Source organism: Pseudomonas lijiangensis, assembly GCF_018968705.1.
GTDB classification, from domain to species: domain Bacteria; phylum Pseudomonadota; class Gammaproteobacteria; order Pseudomonadales; family Pseudomonadaceae; genus Aquipseudomonas; species Aquipseudomonas lijiangensis.
On sequence record NZ_CP076668.1, the window covers coordinates 5,085,711 to 5,103,347 of the forward strand.

Sequence of the window (17,637 nt, forward strand, 5' to 3'; positions counted from 1 at the left end):
AGCCAGTCGGCAGCATCAAACCGTCGCCCGAACACACTGCATTCGCCCATAGTGAAGTTGAGGCCCAATCATGCGGATCATAAAAGCAACTCTTGAACACTTGGACCTGCTCTGCCCGCTGTTCATCAAATATCGCGAGTTTTATGGCGAGTTGCCCTTCCCGGATTCGTCACGCGACTTTCTGGAGAAGCGTCTGCGCCGTGATGAGTCGGTGATCTACCTGGCACTGTCCAAGGATGACGACACCAAGGTGCTGGGCTTCTGCCAGCTCTACCCGAGCTTCTCGTCCTTGTCGCTCAAGCGCGTGTGGATTCTCAACGACATCTACGTGGCCGAAGACTCCCGCCGCCAACTGGTCGCAGACCATCTGATGAAGCATGCCAAACAGATGGCCAAGGAAACCCATGCCGTACGCATGCGCGTGTCCACCAGCAGCGACAACGAAGTGGCGCACAAGGTCTACGAGTCCATTGGCTTCAAGGAAGATACGCAGTTCAAGAACTACGTATTGCCGATCAACTAAGGTCACCACTCTCTTTGTGGGAGGCAGCTTGCTGGCGACTTCAGCCTTGTCGCCAGCAAGCTGCCTCCCACAAGTTCAGCATTACCCGTGGGAGCGACTTCAGTCGCGAAAAACCCATGCCTTGTTTATACCTCTATAATGCCGCCCGTAGCGCACAGTAGTTTCTTCCGCACGCGCCCTGCTCCAAGGGGCTGGCCTCAGGTATACCAATGGAATTCAACCCCCTCGATCTCATCCTGCACCTCGATGTGTACCTCGACCTGCTGGTAACCAATTACGGTACCTGGATCTACGCCATCCTGTTTCTGGTGATTTTCTGTGAGACCGGGCTGGTGATCATGCCCTTCCTGCCGGGCGACTCGCTGCTGTTCATCGCAGGCGCAGTGGCAGCCGGTGGCGGCATGGACCCGGTTCTGCTGGGTGGGCTTCTGATGCTGGCCGCCATAATGGGCGACAGCACCAACTACGTTATCGGGCGTACCGCCGGAGAACGACTGTTCCGCAATCCCGACTCGAAAATCTTCCGTCGCGACTACCTGATTCGCACTCAGATGTTCTACGCACGCCATGGCGGCAAGACCGTTACGCTGGCGCGCTTTCTGCCGATCATTCGTACTTTTGCGCCTTTCGTCGCGGGCATTGGTCGGATGAACTATCTGCGCTTCCTGGGGTTCAGCGTGCTGGGCTCGATCCTGTGGGTCGGCAGTCTGGTGACGCTGGGGGTCTATTTCGGCAATGTGCCCTTCATCAAGAAGAACCTGACGCTGCTGGTGCTGGTGATCATCTTGATTTCCCTGCTGCCCATGATCATCGGCCTGATCCGCAGTCGCACGGGCCGCTCGGCAGACGCACGCTGAGCCATGTGGTCTTTCAGCAACTGGCGCAGGCAGCGCACGCTGGCCAAAAACCCCGTCGCCCCCGAAGTGTGGGAACGGGTGCGCCAGCGGCTGCCGATTCTGGAGGGCTTGAGCGACGCGCAGGACCAGGCCCTGCGCGAAGCCTGCGTGCTGTTCCTGCAGGCCAAGCACCTGACGGCATTGCCGGGCGTAGAACTGGATGATGAACAGCGCCTGTTCCTCGCCGCCCAGGCCCAGTTGCCATTGCTCAACCTTGAGGATCTGAACTGGTATCAGGGCTTTCATGAAATCGTCCTGTACCCCGGCGACTTCATCAGCCCGCAACGCCATCGCGATGCCAGCGGTATCGAACATGAATGGGATGGCGAACACAGCGGCGAGGCCTGGCAACAAGGCCCGGTGATTCTGGCGTGGCCGGGCGTGCTGTCCAGCGGCGACTGGGATGCCTATAACCTGGTTATCCACGAGCTGGCGCACAAGCTCGACATGCTCAATGGCGATGCCAACGGCCTGCCGCCACTGCATGGCGACATGCGGATCAGCGAGTGGGCCAGTGTCATGCAAAGCGCCTACGACGATCTCAACCGGCAACTGGACAACAATCCGGACATCGAGACGGCCATTGATCCTTATGCCGCCGAAGACCCGGCCGAATTCTTTGCCGTGACCAGCGAGTACTTCTTCAGCGCGCCCGACCTGCTGCACGACACCTATCCCGAGGTCTATGAGCAACTGAAGGCCTTTTACCGCCAGGACACCCTGGCACGCCTCGAGGCCCTGCAAAAGGGCGACACAGCCTGTCAAAGCCCCCACTGATCCAACGCGGTACGTGTCAACGCCAACAGAATGTGCCTATAATCCGGCCCACTTTTTGGCGTTAATGCCAATATCTGTCTGGTCAACTACGGGGGCAAAACCCAATGAGCTACAGCAAGATTCCGGCTGGTAAAGACCTGCCGAACGACATCTACGTCGCTATCGAAATCCCGGCCAACCACGCGCCGATCAAATACGAAATCGACAAAGAATCCGATTGCCTGTTCGTTGACCGTTTCATGGCCACCCCGATGTTCTACCCGGCCAACTACGGTTTCATCCCTAACACCCTGGCTGACGACGGTGATCCCCTCGACGTGCTGGTTGTTACTCCTTACCCGGTTGCTCCAGGCTCGGTCATCCGTGCCCGCCCGGTCGGCATCCTGAACATGACCGACGATGGCGGCGGCGATGCCAAGGTTATCGCTGTACCACACGACAAGCTGTCCCAGCTGTACGTCGACGTGAAAGAGTACACCGACCTGCCAGCCCTGCTGCTGGAACAGATCAAGCACTTCTTCGAGAACTACAAGGATCTCGAAAAAGGCAAATGGGTGAAGATCGATGGTTGGGGCAATGCTGACGCAGCCCGCGCCGAGATCCTGAAATCGGTTGCAGCCTACAAAGGCTGATCACCCGTTTCACCGTTTCGGAACACCTGACCGGGTGTTCCGAACACCTTCTGCAAAACCCTCGCCTCCTCCGCTCCTCTCCTGCCTCGCAAATCCTCCAGAACACCATCAATAAACAAACGTATAAAAATACAGCTCTCATTTGAAACGCGATAAACACAGCGTGAACACCGCGCAATCGGTTTAAAGCAGAACGCAGCGTTTACTTCAAATAAACGGATTGCGGAACATGCCTACGCAACGGCTGTTGTACCTGTAGGTCGCTAACCGTAAGCAATAAGGGAACTGCAGTATTTGCACATCCCGTTCATTTAAACGGATTCGCGACCGCCGTAAACTCGACCTCATGAATACATCCGGTGATCGACTACGCATCCTCCTTCGGGAGTGCCATCTTTCTGCGACGGACTTTGCAGCCAACCGCAAAGTCACGCCCCAGCACGTGAACAACTGGTTCAAACGCGGCGTACCCATGGCGCGGCTGGAAGAAGTGGCTGAACTACTGACCGTCAACCCCCGCTGGCTGCGCACCGGCGAAGGACCCAAACACCCGACAGACTCCGCCAACGAGAACAATGGCGGCGACACCCCGATTACGCTCCACCAAGGCAGAAGCCTGCTGCGCGGCGATGTGGAAATCCAGATCTACAAGGAAATCGAATCCACCAACAGCATTGGCAAGACCGTACTGGCCGAAGCGCCCGGCCAGAAAATACGTTTGCCCATGCACGTGCTGCAAACCATGAACATCGACCCCAAGAACACCATGTGCGTCGCCATGATCGGCAACAGCATGGCCGACAAGATCCAGGACGGCTCACTGCTGGGCGTCAACCGTGACCTGACCCAGGTCATCGACGGCGAAATGTACGCCCTCGAACATGGCGGCATCCTGCGCGTCAGATACCTCTACCGCCTGCCCAACGGCGGCCTGCGCCTGCGCAGTCACAACAACAGCGAATACCCCGACGAACTCTTCAGCGCCGAAGAAATCGAGCGGGAAAACATCCGCATCCTGGGCTGGATATTCTGGTGGTCCACCCTCAACAGCCGCCGAAACGCCATGCTGCTGCGCTAAACCGGGACAGCCACGTATGAGAAAGTGTTTCAAGACTGGGCATCGGAGGAAAACATCAGTATCCTAACGCCACCATTCGGCACAGGCCGCCCAGCGCGACCCGTGCCACACAAGGCGAACGACACGTTCGGTTTGTTACCTTTTTAGCATCCCTTGCGGTTGCACCTGTTGAAGGCGATTGCGGTTTACCAAAAATAAACCAAGACCGTCCCCGAGAAGCCGGCCACAAGCCGGCTTTTTATTTGCTTGCGAAAAGTCAGTCAATCACTCCCATACGTCTGCGCCGCGCAACCAAAGCCCTCCGAAACGAAATCTCCGCATACTCCATGAACAACCGCGCCAAGTGATTCAGCGCTTCCTCTTCCCCTTCGCCACCCACGACAAAATCAAAACCCAGCGCACGCTTGTTCTGCTCAGGCAACTCGTCCCAACTGTTCATCAGGTAGGCGTACATGGCGCTGACGACTTGTTGCCTGGTCATAACCTCCCGCGCCGAGAAGGTTGAGGATCTGAGTCTGCGAGGCTTGCGAGACAACAGTTGTGGTTTCTTGTTTTTCATACTGACTCCCTTGCACTTGTGCGTGCACATCCCTGGAAGCAGAAGCTTAAACCAAAAACCCATTTTGGGATAATCCCAAATCAGGTTTATTCAGGGTGTCGGACCATCAAACGGCACACCTACGTGAAAACCATCCACAACACCCGCTACCAAGCATTGCTCCAGCTTTTGCTGGAGGCACGCGAAGCAGCCGGTCTGACTCAAAAAGAACTGGCAACCCGGCTCGGCCGCCCACAATCCTTCGTCTCGAAAACCGAGAATGCCGAGCGCAGGTTGGATGTGATTGAGTTTTTGGAGGTGTGCAAGGGGATTGGGGTGGATCCGTATGGGGTGCTTCGGGGGGTGGAGGGTGCGACTACCTCGATTTGAGCGAGCAAAAGGATAGGATTGGGCATTTAAAGACTTGCACGACACCATCTGGCGATGGTGTCGAGGTGCTTGACAGGGCCCACTGACAAATGCTCAAAGTGTCCTCAGTCCTAGGACAAAGGACAGTTGCTAACCGAGAACCTCATGAAGAGCCAAGACGTCCTGCTGCTACTCAAATTGATCTGCCTCGAATAACGTGAGCGCCAGCAACTGAAGCGCGAAAGCGAAACGGCAGAGTTGATCATGTTCACAGGCCATCACTGGAATGGAAAGGGCGTCCCACTTATTTTGAAATCCCTCTGATCGATAAGAAGCTAAGCACATATCACCATTTTTAACGCCCCCCCACATACTGACTCCGCTTCACCCTCACCGGACAAAGCTCAAGACCAAACGGCTTGAACACCGCATTCATCGACTTGATCGTCTGATTACCTTCTTCATGCTCAATATGCGCCAGGGTACGAATCGAGATTTTGCACATTTTGGCAAAGGTACGCTGATCCAGCCTGGCCACCATTGTTCGAAGCATCTCAACAGCCTTGCCCATCGATATTTCACCATGACCCAGCATGTTCTCGATGGAGCGAATGAGCTCTTCCCTTGTCATTTTGCTGAAGTCCTGCCCACTCATGGCGGCATTTGAACTCATAGAACACCCCAGGCTTGCATTCGGTTTTTGAGGTTGGCCAGCGGGATGCTGGGGTGGTTCCAGATTAACTCCGGCAGATCTGGCTGAAGGATGTCAGGAAGTTGAAGGAACAGCTTGGCGTCCTCCATCAGGCGTTCATATAAGCGAGCGGGATGCACATAGGTTCCCAAGCTCATACAGGCGGCCTTCCAATCGATGTTATTGGCCAACTCAATCGGCTTAGGCCATCGTGTCGTTCTGATGATCCCTTCGCGATCTGCAGACATCGGAGCCAGGTCATAAATGGGGGCCAGTTTGAAGCGCCCCTTCTCACGGATGATTGACGTGTTCCGACCGTGATTGTCGGTGTTACCCAATACCTGGTTGAGCAAATCGCGGCGCAGATATTCAGAAATCAGTTCAGGGATCTCCTCTTTCTGGCCCGCGTATCTCCAGATGCTTACCAGCACATCGATGACCTGAAGATGACTCATTTGAACCCCAGGCTCTGAAATACCGGCCAATGAGTAAATGGACTCCACCGCAAAACGTTTAACGCCTTCAGCTGATGTTTCACGATCAAACCGCTTCATCCAGAGACTTGGCTTGCGACCTTCATGAAGTGCCAGCCCATCCTGCGAAATCGTATTCAGCCCGAGCTGGTGAATCGCTTTGTAGTACAGGTACTCCGCGTGCAGGATGGCGACGTCTTCGTTTAGTGCCTGCCCCCTTGGAAACTTGATAAACCAGTGCTCAGCAGCCTCTGTATCTGGAAGCGATGCATCCGGGTAAAGAAGGCCCGTTTTGTCTTCCGTCATCAGAATCTTTGGTGCTGCACCACCTGCTCCACTGGCACCGCCAATGGCAGCTCCTTGATCGTATGCGTAGTCGATGAACTCAGTACTCAGAGCAATCACCTCATCACGAGAAAATCCAAGGCGAGCTGACTGATCAATCAGGTCGGCAGACTCTTTGATTCGCATGTTGCCGATTGGCGCTGGCGTACAACGACGGAGCAGAAAGAGGTCAGTGGCCAGACCCTCAGGCTTTTCCCCGCCTATTCGCCGCATCAGAGAACTCTTTGCTGCACCCGCTGGCGAGATATCGTGAAGAAATGCTGGAGCGATCTTGATTGTGTTGTCGTCAAAACCTACCGGGAAGTTGTAGCTGACCGCCGACTCATCCTGTGCCAGAACGTCGTTGATGTGGCGAATGATGTAATCACGGTCGTAGGCATAAGAACACGGCCCAAGGAAACCTTCCGCAGGCTCTTGAAAGGTGAGATGAAAAGCATCACGCCACTGGCCTTCATCGTGGATCTGGATTGTGAGCTGCATAACGCCACCTGCAATATAGTGCAGATAATCATAGGGAAGAGGCCTAAAAAATGCAATTTATTGCAGAAAACCCACCCTCAAAGGCTGTATAAGTGCACTATATTGCAGATTGCTCGATAACGATGCCCACAAGCCTGATCCAGATCTGAAGGACTTGTGGGAGGCAGCTTGCTGGCGACGACTGATGAAAAAACACCGCATATGTACTGGTCGGCCTTAACCACAAACCAGCTTTTATTTATCAACGGAAACCTTCTCAACCCCAAGCCTTCTACGCCGCGCAACCAACGCCCGCCGAAACGAAATCTCCGCATATTCCATAAACAACCGCGCCATATGATTCAGTCCCTCTTCCTCCCTTTCACTGCCCACGACAAAATCAAAACCCAGCGCACGCTTGTTCTGGTCAGGCAGTTCTTCCCAACTGTTCATCAGGTAGGCGTACATGGCGCTGACGACTTTTTGCTTGCTCAGTGGTTCGTGTGACGGGCGAGGTGACCGGGCAAGCATGTGACGCCTTCGGAGAAGGCCACACTTCTTGCAGGTGGTTTGCGAGGATGAAAAGCGATGTTTCGGGTAGCGGACAGGTGAGTCTTTGATGTTCATGAAAGGTTCCGGCCTTGATGAGTCGTACGAGATACCCATCATTTTTGGACGCAAACCTGTCAATGAACACACGCTATGGCGTGCGTTCAGCGATTTTCTCTTCGATTGGATCAAAAGCAACCGCGCCCAAAGGCGCGGCTGCTTCCTGCCTTACTGCCAGTTCGCAGCAATCACCGCATTCAACGAGGCCTGGTAGTTTTCCGACAGTTTCACTTCTCCCGGTGCAGGAGGCGCGAAAGCCGCCATGGCTTGTACCATCTGGTCAACCTGACTGGCCATCAGGACCTTGCCGTCCGCCGTGCGGAATTGCTCGATCTGTTGGGCCTTCTCCCAAGTGCCCTCGCCCCAGAATGACCATTTGGATACCGTCACCTTGTCGCTCGTGCCGATGACGCCGACTTCCAGGTCCCAGCCATTCTTGCTGAACCACAGTTGGTCGGCCGCAATACCGCTACCGAACTGCAGCACATCCGTGTTGGCATCCGGGTCAAAGTCGTCGATGACGTCCTGGCCACCGCCGCGCTCGAACTGATAGAGGTCGTTGCCACGGTCGCCATACAGCCGGTCATTGCCCGTGCCACCGATGAGGGTGTCCGCGCCTGCGCCGCCGTTCAGTTCATCATCCCCGGCACCGCCCGACAGCACGTCGTTGCCGCCCAGACCATAGAGCTTGTCGTTGCCTGCAAGGCCACTGAGCGAATCGGCCACAGCATCATCGCCATAAAGCGCGTCATTGCCCTGGGTGGACGTGCCGTTGCTCATGGTCTTGATGGTGCTGGCATTCCAGGTGGTCCCGTCAGCGAACTGGATCTGTTCGATCAGGTTCGCGCTATTGGAGAACCATCCGGAAACCGTCAGCCTGTCGCTGGTGCCGGCAATGCCGACATACAGGTCGTTCAGGCTACGGGTGAGCTGGATATCGGCAGGTTTGAGGCCTTCCGCAAGCTTGATCACGTCCAGGTTGCCGGCCGTATTGTCGTAGTCGCTTATCCAGTCCTGCCCGGCACCGCGATAGAACAGGTAGGTGTCGTTGCCTGCATCGCCATACAGGCTGTCATCACCGGCACCGCCATCGAGGATGTCCGCTCCTGCTCCGCCATAGAGCTTGTCCTTGCCAGCGCCACCGTTGAGGGTGTCGTTGCCTGACAAGCCGTAAAGGCTGTCGTCACCGCCCAGACCGCTGAGGACATCGGCAACAGACTCTTCGCCTTGCAGGGTGTCGTTGCCTTCACTCGCCACGCCTTTGACCATGGCTTTGAGGGCCGTCGCATCCCAGACGGTGCCGTCCACGAACTGGACTTGCTCGATCTGCGAGTCGGTGGAGTAGAACCAGTCGCGAACGGTGATCTTGTCCGAAGTGCCGATGATCGCCAGTTCGAGGTTGTCGCCCACGCGCGAAGCCTTGATATCGCCCGGGCTGATACCTGGTGCCAGCTTGATCACATCGATATTGCCGGAGGTCCAGTCACGGTCGTAGATCTGGTCCTGGCCACCGCCCCGCTGGAACAGGTAGATGTCGTTGCCCGAGCCACCATACAGCGTGTCGTTGCCTGCTCCGCCATCCAGCGTATCGACACCCGTTCCGCCATCGAGCATGTCATCGCCAGCACCGCCAATGAGCACATCGTTACCGGCCTGGCCGTACAACTGATCATTGCCGCCAAGCCCGTCGATCTGCTCGCCCGTCTCGTCGCCGTAAATCGTATCGGCCGCTTCGCTGGCCACGACCACCGACAGGCGCTTGAGGTCCGCAACAGACCAGACGGTCCCGTCCGCGAACTCGACGCGCTCCACCTGATAGTTGGAGCTGGTGTAGTCGTAGATTTTCATCCAGTCGTTCGTGCCCTTGATGGAGAGCACGATATCCGTCCTGTCACGCTTGACGATGACATCGCCAGGGGTGATGCCTGCCGCGACTTTGATGGTGTCGACATTGCCCGTGGTGGAGTCGAACTCGTTGATCGTGTCCTGGCCCATGCCGCGATAGAAGAGGTAAGTATCATCGCCGCGAGATCCGCTCAGGGAATCGTTGCCGGCACCGCCATCGAGAATGTCATTGCCATCGCCACCATCGAGGTAGTCGTTGTCGGCTCCGCCATTGAGGGTGTCGTTGCCATTGCCGCCATACAGCGAATCTCTACCGGCACCGCCATTGAGCTGGTCGTTACCACCGTCACCGTAGAGTTTGTCGTCACCATTGAGCCCATCAAGCACATCGGCTCCACTGTCACCATACAGGGTATCGGCTGCATCACTGGCCACACCGCGGCTCATGGCCTTGAGGGTGTCGATATCCCAGACTGTGCCATTGGCAAACTCGACACGCTCCACCTGATAGTTGGCGTCGCTGAAAGAACTGATCGACAGTTTGTCGGTGGTCCCTTTGATCGAGAGTGTGAGAGAGCTGAGATCACGACTGAGGATCACATCTTCCGGTGCGATACCCGCTGCGACCTTGATGGTGTCGACGTTGCCGACGGTCCGGTCGAAATCGGACACGGTGTCCTGCCCCATACCGCGGTAGAACAGGTACGTGTCGTTGCCCGCATCGCCAGACAATCTGTCATTGCCCGCACCACCATCCAGCGTGTCGTTGCCGTCGCCACCGTAAAGCCAGTCGACGCCATCACCACCGTTCAGTACGTCGTTGCCAGCCCTGCCGTAAAGGGTATCGTCGCCACCCAAGCCGTTGATGGTATTGGCGAGCGCATCGCCATTGAGGTAGTCACCGCTCTGGGTGCCGGTGATCAAACCGGTCTGTTCGCCGACCACGATGTCGAACACATCACTGACCACTGCGCCTGCACGGTCCACGGCCGAAACCTTGACCGAGACGGTTCCCTGACTTCCAGGCGTGCCGCTGAAGGTGCGAGTGGCCGCATCGAACGTCAGCCAGGCAGGCAACGACTTACCGTCGGCAGACTGCGCGGTGATGCTCAATGTGTCACCGGCATCCACGTCGGTGAACGTTGCAGCAGGTAGCGCAAAATTCAGGAGGGTGCCTGCGGTTGCGGCCTGATCGACAATGGCCTTGGCCAGGACCGGTGCATCGTTGGTATTACTGATCCGCACGTCAAAGCTGTCGCTGACGGACAGGCCGGCCTTGTCGGTCGCGGTGACGCGAATCGACAGGTTACCCACGGCGCTGTTGTCCGGCGTGCCACGGAAGGTACGGGTGGCAGCATCGAAACTCAGCCAGGCTGGCAGAGGGTTGCCATCAGCCAGTGTGGCGTTCAGTTTCAGGGCATCACCGCTGTCCGCATCGACAAAGGCGTTGGGTGCCAGGGTCAGGACGAAGCCGCTGTCTTCGGCCACGCTCTGGTCGGCAATCGCCTGCGCCAGGGTCGGCGCACGGTTGGCCTGGGTCGCCAGCGCTGCTGTATTCCAGACCGTGCCGTTGGCGAACTCGATGCGCTCGATGCTGTGGCCACGGGCTGCGGTCCAGCCGGAAATGATCTGCTGACCATCGTTCAGGCGCAGCACCATGCCTTGCGCTGAGTGATCGACAGCAACGTCGCTTGCATTGATGCCCGCTTCAAACACGATGGTGTCAACGCCACCGCTGGCATCCAGGTCTTCGTTGATCGTGTCCTGGCCATGGCCGACGCCGAACACGTAGCGGTCATTGCCTTTGCCACCCTGCAGGAAGTCGTCGCCAGCGCCGCCGTACAGGCGGTTGTCGTGTTCGTTGCCGAACAGTTCGTTGGCCTGGGCGTTACCCGTGGCATTCAGGGCGGAACCGGACAGGGTCAGGCTCTCGACATTCGTCGCCAGGCTGTAGTCGACTGTGGAAATGACCTTGTCATTACCCGCGTCGGTATCCTCCATGACCACATCGCCGATGTGATCGACGAAGTAGGTGTCATTACCCAGGCCACCGATCATCAGGTCTGCACCTTGGGCGCCGTCGAGACGGTTATCGCCGATATTGCCGCGCAGAATGTTGTCGGCGCTGTTGCCTGTAGCGTTGATGTTGGCGCTGCCGGTCAGGTTCAGGTTTTCCAGGTTGCTGGCCAGTGTGAAGGAAACCGAGGCATTGACCGTGTCCGTGCCCTGACCTTGGGACTCGACGACCCGGTCGGAACCGTCATCGACCACATAGGTGTCGTCACCCAGGCCGCCGATCAGCACATCGGAGCCACCGGCACCATCCAGCACGTTGTTGGCGCTGTTGCCCACAATGCGGTTGGCCAGTTCATTGCCGGTGCCATTGATAGCCGCTGTACCCAGCAATTGCAGGGACTCGACTTCACTGGACAGGGTATGGCTGACACTGGACTTGACCAGGTCATAGCCACCGCCCACCACTTCCTTGATCACGTCACCGACGTTGTCGACCATATAGGTGTCGTCGCCTGTCCGTCCTTCAAGCACATCCGCACCGGCACCGCCATCGAGGGTATTGCCGCCAGCGTCGCCGATCAGCAGATCGTTGGCAGCAGTGCCGCTAAGCAGCACTTTGGGCTGTGCAACGGCCTGACCAAAAATGAAGTTGGTGGCGGACAGTTGATTGGCGGTAACGCCTTTGAGGGTCAGGTATTGAGTGCCGCTGGCCATCGCGCCCAGCCAGACTCTCAGGTATTGCTCGCCATCCACCGTCACGGAACTGAAGTTCAGTTCGGCAAAGCTGTGTACCGCTCGGATCTGTGACAGGTCGATTTTCTCGGCGGGATTGGCCACCTCGAAATCGTCGATCAGGTTGGCCATGATGCCTTGCGAAGCACTCGCCTTGAGGTCTTCGACCACGACAAAACGATCATTCCCGGCACCGCCCGCCACCGAGGCTCCGGTGTGCGAGGCTGCACCGCCGAGGTTGATGTTCGGTGACAGCAATGTGGTGGTCGCGTAGTCAGCGATGCCTTGATCGCCTTCCAGATAGAGGACATCGTTACCGGCATCGCCTCCGAGATAATCCAGCCCGGCACCGCCGTAGAGCACGTCATCGCCTGCACCGCCACGCACCACGTCATTGCCTTCGCCACCGTTCAGGGTGTCGTTACCGCCGACAGTCGAAGACGTGGAGCTTTCGCCGACCAGCACATCATCACCCAGACCACCGGTGATCACATCGGCTCCCGTGCCACCGAAGACGCGCTCACCGCCCTCATTGGCCCAGTACAGAACGCCATTGGTCGTGTCCGGCAGAATCCGCTCGGTCACGGTGCCATCAAGCCCGAAACCAAAGCCGGAATAACGCTCCAGACGGCTCAGGCTCACACCTTCCGGTACATGCACGAAGCTGCTCAGGGTCAGGCCCTGGGACTGCACATTTTTAAGTACCAGGACTTGCCCGTCATCCAGCGTCAACCGGGTGTCCGCACCTTGCTGGCTGATGCCCATCGTCGAATACACATCAGGGCCGAAACCGGACAGAACGATTCGGTCGGTGCCGATGACGAAGTCGGTCAGGGTATCGACGTCGCCCGCGTTCTTGTCGATCACAAAATAGTCGGTATCGGCGCCGCCGGTCAGGGTGTCATTGCCCTGCCCTGCGATCAGCGTATCGATACCTGCACCGCCCGACAGCAGATCGTCGCCACGCCCACCCGAGAGATGGTTATCCGCAGCGTTACCGGTCAGCGAGTCACCAAACTCGCCGCCGATGAGGTTTTCGATCTGGCCAGGGTTAGAGATGGTCAACTGGGCACCGGCCAGGGTCGCCTGACCTTTGGAAAGGTCGATGACGCTGGCGCTGGCAATCGCTGCGGCATTGATCGTGTCCAAGCCACCATCGGTATCGTTGAGCACATTGCGCCCACCAGCAGCCGCCAGCTGTGCATATTCATTGGTATACACATACTGGTCATCGGACGTACCGGCCTTGCCATAAACGTTCATGCTCCAGCTATTGAGTGTGCCGGTGTCGCCGGTGACCGTATCGATGACTTGCAGCGTCCAGTTGCCCTGCGCCGTTTCACCCCGCAGAAGCGCCGTGTCGAACACATAATTCAGGGTCGAGCTGCCAGCGAAGTCGGCATTGCCACGATCGCTTGCCGCGCTGCCCGGCGCCTTGCCCGGACGGTTCATCAGAATGGATTCCGTACCGGACGGCGAGATCAGCTTGAGGATCAGATCACCCGGTCGGGAATGCGTCAGGCTGACTTTGACTTCAACATGCTCGACAGAAATACCGGCGTTACCCAGGGTCAGGGAATGGCTGATGCCTGCGCCCTGTCCATCAGTGATTGCGCGGTTGAGGGTGCCGGAGTCCAGGGGCTGGTTCAGGCTGAATTCATTAGCGAAGGTCTGCTGGGTATTCCAGGTTTCGGCCAGACGAACCGCCGCGCGAGCATCGACTTCGCCATAACCATAGTCGTGGCTGACGTGCATGCCGCCGCCGTTCCAGTTCTGGCTTCCGTTTTCCTGCCAGGAGGTATCAGGGTCGGCGACCTTGCGGGCCGAAATCGCCAGGATCTGCTGGACGTCGCGATACCCCAGTTCAGGGTTGGCTTCTAGCATCAGTGCCACGATGCCGGAGACAATCGGCGCGGCAAAACTGGTGCCTTGCGAAACGCTGGTGTCGGCCCCGAACGTGGAGCCATTGTCGTTCTGCACCAGACGCGAAGTGGAGGTCACGTTCGAGCCCGGCGCACTGACCAGAATGCTGGCGCCCGGGCTGGAAAACGGCTTACCGCCAAACTGGAGCGCCCCCAGATCGGTGGTGGCATTGATCGCGCCGACAATGATACTGCTGCGGCTGTTGGAGACGTTCGAGTAGTTGGTGTTCCCGCCTTTCTCACGGTCGTTGCCGCCCCCCGTTACAATCACGGTCCCCAGACCATCGCGCCCCTCTTGCAAGGCCTGACGGTGGGGCGTCGGCATCAATCCCAGTTCGGCCGGGGAAAACTTCAGGTCGAAGGGAATGCTACTGCCCCAACTGTTGTTCACCACGTCATATTCGTGCATGTGGGACATGGTGCTGAAGTCGTCTTTATTGACCCAGTAACCGGCAACCGTGGCGTCATAAGCCACGCCCACACTGCCTTCGCCATTGCGGGAGGCGACCATCACACCGGCCACCAGAGTGGCGTGATCGCTGAAGACGCCGCCGCTGCCCTCGCCCGCCATCTGCCCCGGCGTGGCATTGGCCAGCCAGTTCTTGTCGATGTTGTCTTTCAGGTCGGCATGACGGTAATCGAGCACTTCCTTGGTCGTGCCGAAAGGGCTGGTGGTTTCGATCTGGGCAATTCTGACGCCCTTGCCGGTGTAATCCTTCCAGACCGGAAGAATATTGGCCTGGGACAGATACCATTGATCGGTCACCAGCGGATCGTCGGGCAGGTCCGAGGTCTTGAGGTAAACCGCAGCACGCATCGTCGCGCTTTCGCCGGTCCCCATGCTGATGACCGTACCGGCCTCATTGCCCTTGGCGTCGGCAACGGTGTACTTGAAGCCCATGATGCCGGTAAAGGTTGCATCCGGCGTGAACAGCACATCGCCCGCCTGGGTCACACTGGCCGTACCGCCCACGACATCGAACAATCCGGTGATGTGCAGCGCATCATGCTGCCAGTCGATGTCGTTCTGCAGCAGTTGTTCCTTGCCGATCAGATGCGCACTGGTACGCTCGAAAGCAGCACCGGCCTTGTCGTTGCTCAGGACATCCTTGACCAGCAGAGGATTCTCGATGCCTTCGCTGGTGGTGCTCGGGATCTCGACCAGCTTGAGATTCTTGAAGTTGACCTTTTCGATGTTCTGCAGGAAATCGGTACCGTCGCGCCCGGCCACGGTGTCGCTGATCCAGACACCTTCTGCCGTTCGTGTCAGACGGTAGTCGGCAAAGTCGCCGGACAGTTCGATGACGTCCAGGCCGTCACCGCCATCAATCACATCATCGCCCGCACCACCGATCAGTACATCGTCACCGGCACCGCCGTTGAGCGTATCGTCATCAAGGCCACCATCGATAAAGTCGTTGCCCAGGCCACCATGAATCTGGTCCTGTCCACGGTGACCACGCAGCACATCATTACCGGCACCACCGCTGATAAAGTCGTCGCCATCCTCACCGGACAAGGCATCGTTGGCAGAGCCACCCACCAAGACATCGTCACCGTTGCCACCGCGCATGTAGACCGTGCTTTGCCCGTCGGCGATAAACACGTCATTGCCTCTGCCGCCCTGAGCGATCTCGATCTCAGCCGTGGTCAGGTTGAGAACAACACCTTGATCGCCGATCACCTGAACGATATCGGTACCCGCACCGCCATGGATATTGGTTGCATCGTCATCAGCGTCGATCAGCAGCACGTCATCCCCGGCACCGGCCTGGAAGCTATCGCTGCCCTGCCCACCTGAGAGCCAGTTGTTCTTGCTGTCGCCCAGCAGAGTATCGTTACCTGATGAACCACTGGCATTGCTGACGCCCTTTTGCGCCACATCAATGGTTTCACCGGCCACAGAAGAGGACGCATAGGCACTCACGGGTGCCACCTCTCCTCCCCCCTGAGTCGAAACAATCGTTCCGTTACCACTGGCACTGAAGGTGTGGCCATTTGGGTTTGCCAGGAAATTGGCTGCAATCGCTTCCTTACTGACGCCATTCTGGATGAACGTGCCACGGGCCAGCACTTCGTTGCCATCGCGTACTTCGCCGTTCTGCAAAGTATTGGCAAGGTTGATACGGGTGATACCAAGCTCGTTCAGCGAGCGAACTTCATCGGCCTCGCCAGCATCGACCGCCCCATTGCCGTTGCTATCCACCCAGCTTTTGCCGTCATGGTTAGCATCGACCCAAACCTTGACACTGGACCAGGCGTCATCGCGATTATCAAAAACGTTGTCGCCATTACTGTCCAGACTGGCAAGCGCAGCAAAACCATTGGCAAAACGTTTTTCTCCTGCATTTCCGGCAGCCCCTGCGGCTCCGCCAAAGTATTCGGAAAGGGTCTCGCTGATATTGTCGATCTTGCCGTTATTGTTGCGGTCGACCACGACAATCCCGTCTTGAGCACTGACCCAACCGGTTTCTTCCAGACTGCCGCCATCGTTGTCGACATCAAAAAGCACAGGCTGGCTGACATAATCAGTCAGCCGGACGCCATCGCCATTAAGATCGAGTACCAGAGGGTCAGTCGGAAGGGTCAGACGTGAAAAGGCATTGCCCGAGTTCAACCAGGCACCTGCCTGCCCCGAAACACTGTCGAATGACAGACCACTGCTGGCACTCTTCAGGCTGAAATCGAATACGTCCTTGACCGTGTTGCCGTTACCAGGCCGATAGCTGTCGGCAAGAATCTGCGTCGCAGCGGCAGCAAAAGTATTGTTGACCCACGAATCCTGCATCTGGTTGATGTTCAAACTGCTCGGGTTGTAAGTGATCGCCCAACCACCGCCACTGCGCACAAGCCCATCCGCTACTTGTGCCGCAAACCGATCATGGTCTGTGGCGTCTTTCTCGAGTGTCAGACCCGCGTTGAAGATATCGAGATTGAAATCACTCACGCTCGGTGGTTTGTTGGGGGTGCCTACATAAGCCTTGATCTGATCAACGTTCTCAAGGTAAACCTCACCACCACTGACGCCTCCGCCTGGCTTGGGTACGTATTGACCACCGGGGGTCTCGGCGAAAAACTTGTCAGCCCTCTCGCTCGCCCATTCCTTACCGTTGTTGTAATACGTGATCAGAATGGCGTCTTTGGTGTCTTGATCATAAATATTCCAGGCAGTGGCGGCCCTGGTAGAGTAAAACTCCTGTCCTTCCTGCAGCATTAAGGCTGCAAACTTCAAACTCAGGTTATTACCTTCGTTAGAAAGATCGCTGACTAATGTCTTGTAATCCTGCGTATAGCCTTTAAGCCCCAAAGGGTCCGAGTCTGGATTATTGCTATTGTATTTATTCAACAGATCAATGGCCGTCAAGACCTTGACATTACCGGGACCAACATCATTGAGTACCGGGTTTTCCCATTTGATCTGCGCCTTTTGAAGTGAACCGGCCTTGACGACATCTTTCAGAATCTGCTGATCGCTAATGACACTTTCGTAGTTCTGCTTTAGCTCTTCATGCGTAAAGCTGGTTACCCTTTGGGTTTGAATCCAGTCTACTGCACCGAGCGATTCGTACTCTTCCCCAATAGCGCCCAACAATCCTTGGGCGGTTACCCCTGGAACGCCAAGCGCGCCAGCGACTTCCTTGGCTTTATCAGCTTGGCTTTTTATATATTCAAGTGTTGATTCACTGAACGCCATGACACAATTCCTTATGAGTACATAAACCAGCTAAAAGA

Annotated in this window: 11 protein-coding genes; 6 read left to right on the plus strand and 5 right to left on the minus strand. The window is 57.0% G+C overall.

Annotated elements, in window-relative coordinates; translation table 11 throughout:
* The first annotated feature begins 70 nt into the window (after positions 1–70).
* The 5 genes from KQP88_RS21375 to KQP88_RS21395 all read left to right on the plus strand — a co-directional run bounded on the left by KQP88_RS21375 (position 71) and on the right by KQP88_RS21395 (position 3,906).
* Entirely contained in the window at positions 71–523 is a 453-nt protein-coding gene (locus tag KQP88_RS21375; protein ID WP_200986290.1) for a GNAT family N-acetyltransferase, read from the plus strand.
* A gap of 209 nt (positions 524–732) precedes the next feature.
* Entirely contained in the window at positions 733–1,380 is a 648-nt protein-coding gene (locus tag KQP88_RS21380; protein ID WP_216704121.1) for a DedA family protein, read from the plus strand.
* A 3-nt stretch (positions 1,381–1,383) separates the two neighbouring features.
* A complete protein-coding gene (locus tag KQP88_RS21385; protein WP_216704122.1) occupies positions 1,384–2,196 on the plus strand; it encodes a M90 family metallopeptidase in 813 nt (270 codons plus the stop codon).
* 104 nt (positions 2,197–2,300) lie between these two features.
* Entirely contained in the window at positions 2,301–2,828 is a 528-nt protein-coding gene (gene ppa / locus KQP88_RS21390; protein ID WP_201018648.1) for an inorganic diphosphatase, read from the plus strand.
* Positions 2,829–3,174: 346 nt separating this feature from the next.
* A complete protein-coding gene (locus tag KQP88_RS21395) occupies positions 3,175–3,906 on the plus strand; it encodes a LexA family transcriptional regulator (protein ID WP_200994476.1) in 732 nt (243 codons plus the stop codon).
* 256 nt (positions 3,907–4,162) lie between these two features.
* Here KQP88_RS21395 and KQP88_RS21400 read toward each other — a convergent pair whose 3' ends face one another.
* Complete coding sequence (locus KQP88_RS21400) at positions 4,163–4,465, minus strand: hypothetical protein (protein ID WP_253950512.1); 303 nt, start codon at positions 4,463–4,465, stop codon at positions 4,163–4,165.
* Between the two features lie 123 nt (positions 4,466–4,588).
* Here KQP88_RS21400 and KQP88_RS21405 point away from each other — a divergent pair, with 123 nt between their 5' ends.
* The gene (locus KQP88_RS21405; protein ID WP_216704123.1) at positions 4,589–4,834 is read left to right on the plus strand and encodes a helix-turn-helix domain-containing protein; all 246 of its coding nucleotides are present in this window, start codon (positions 4,589–4,591) and stop codon (positions 4,832–4,834) included.
* Between the two features lie 334 nt (positions 4,835–5,168).
* On the opposite strand, the gene KQP88_RS21410 is transcribed toward KQP88_RS21405, so the two are convergent.
* From KQP88_RS21410 to KQP88_RS25340, 4 genes are all read right to left on the minus strand, one after another.
* Complete coding sequence (locus tag KQP88_RS21410) at positions 5,169–5,486, minus strand: helix-turn-helix domain-containing protein (RefSeq protein ID WP_253950513.1); 318 nt, start codon at positions 5,484–5,486, stop codon at positions 5,169–5,171.
* Complete coding sequence (locus tag KQP88_RS21415; protein WP_216704124.1) at positions 5,483–6,802, minus strand: type II toxin-antitoxin system HipA family toxin; 1,320 nt, start codon at positions 6,800–6,802, stop codon at positions 5,483–5,485. Before KQP88_RS21415 ends, KQP88_RS21410 begins: the two co-directional genes overlap by 4 nt.
* 234 nt (positions 6,803–7,036) lie before the next feature.
* Complete coding sequence (locus KQP88_RS25335) at positions 7,037–7,408, minus strand: hypothetical protein (RefSeq protein WP_253950514.1); 372 nt, start codon at positions 7,406–7,408, stop codon at positions 7,037–7,039.
* A gap of 150 nt (positions 7,409–7,558) precedes the next feature.
* The gene (locus KQP88_RS25340; protein WP_253950515.1) at positions 7,559–17,119 is read right to left on the minus strand and encodes a calcium-binding protein; all 9,561 of its coding nucleotides are present in this window, start codon (positions 17,117–17,119) and stop codon (positions 7,559–7,561) included.
* Positions 17,120–17,637: the final 518 nt, after the last annotated feature.

Coding starts and splice junctions, on each gene's coding strand:
- KQP88_RS21400 (WP_253950512.1), bottom strand. CDS start 4,465: ATGAAAAACAAGAAACCACAACTGTTGTCTCGCAAGCCTCGCAGACTC.
- KQP88_RS21395 (WP_200994476.1), top strand. CDS start 3,175: ATGAATACATCCGGTGATCGACTACGCATCCTCCTTCGGGAGTGCCAT.
- KQP88_RS21410 (WP_253950513.1), bottom strand. CDS start 5,486: ATGAGTTCAAATGCCGCCATGAGTGGGCAGGACTTCAGCAAAATGACA.
- ppa (WP_201018648.1), top strand. CDS start 2,301: ATGAGCTACAGCAAGATTCCGGCTGGTAAAGACCTGCCGAACGACATC.
- KQP88_RS25340 (WP_253950515.1), bottom strand. CDS start 17,119: ATGCTGCAGGAAGGACAGGAGTTTTACTCTACCAGGGCCGCCACTGCC.
- KQP88_RS21415 (WP_216704124.1), bottom strand. CDS start 6,802: ATGCAGCTCACAATCCAGATCCACGATGAAGGCCAGTGGCGTGATGCT.
- KQP88_RS21385 (WP_216704122.1), top strand. CDS start 1,384: ATGTGGTCTTTCAGCAACTGGCGCAGGCAGCGCACGCTGGCCAAAAAC.
- KQP88_RS21375 (WP_200986290.1), top strand. CDS start 71: ATGCGGATCATAAAAGCAACTCTTGAACACTTGGACCTGCTCTGCCCG.
- KQP88_RS21380 (WP_216704121.1), top strand. CDS start 733: ATGGAATTCAACCCCCTCGATCTCATCCTGCACCTCGATGTGTACCTC.
- KQP88_RS25335 (WP_253950514.1), bottom strand. CDS start 7,408: ATGAACATCAAAGACTCACCTGTCCGCTACCCGAAACATCGCTTTTCA.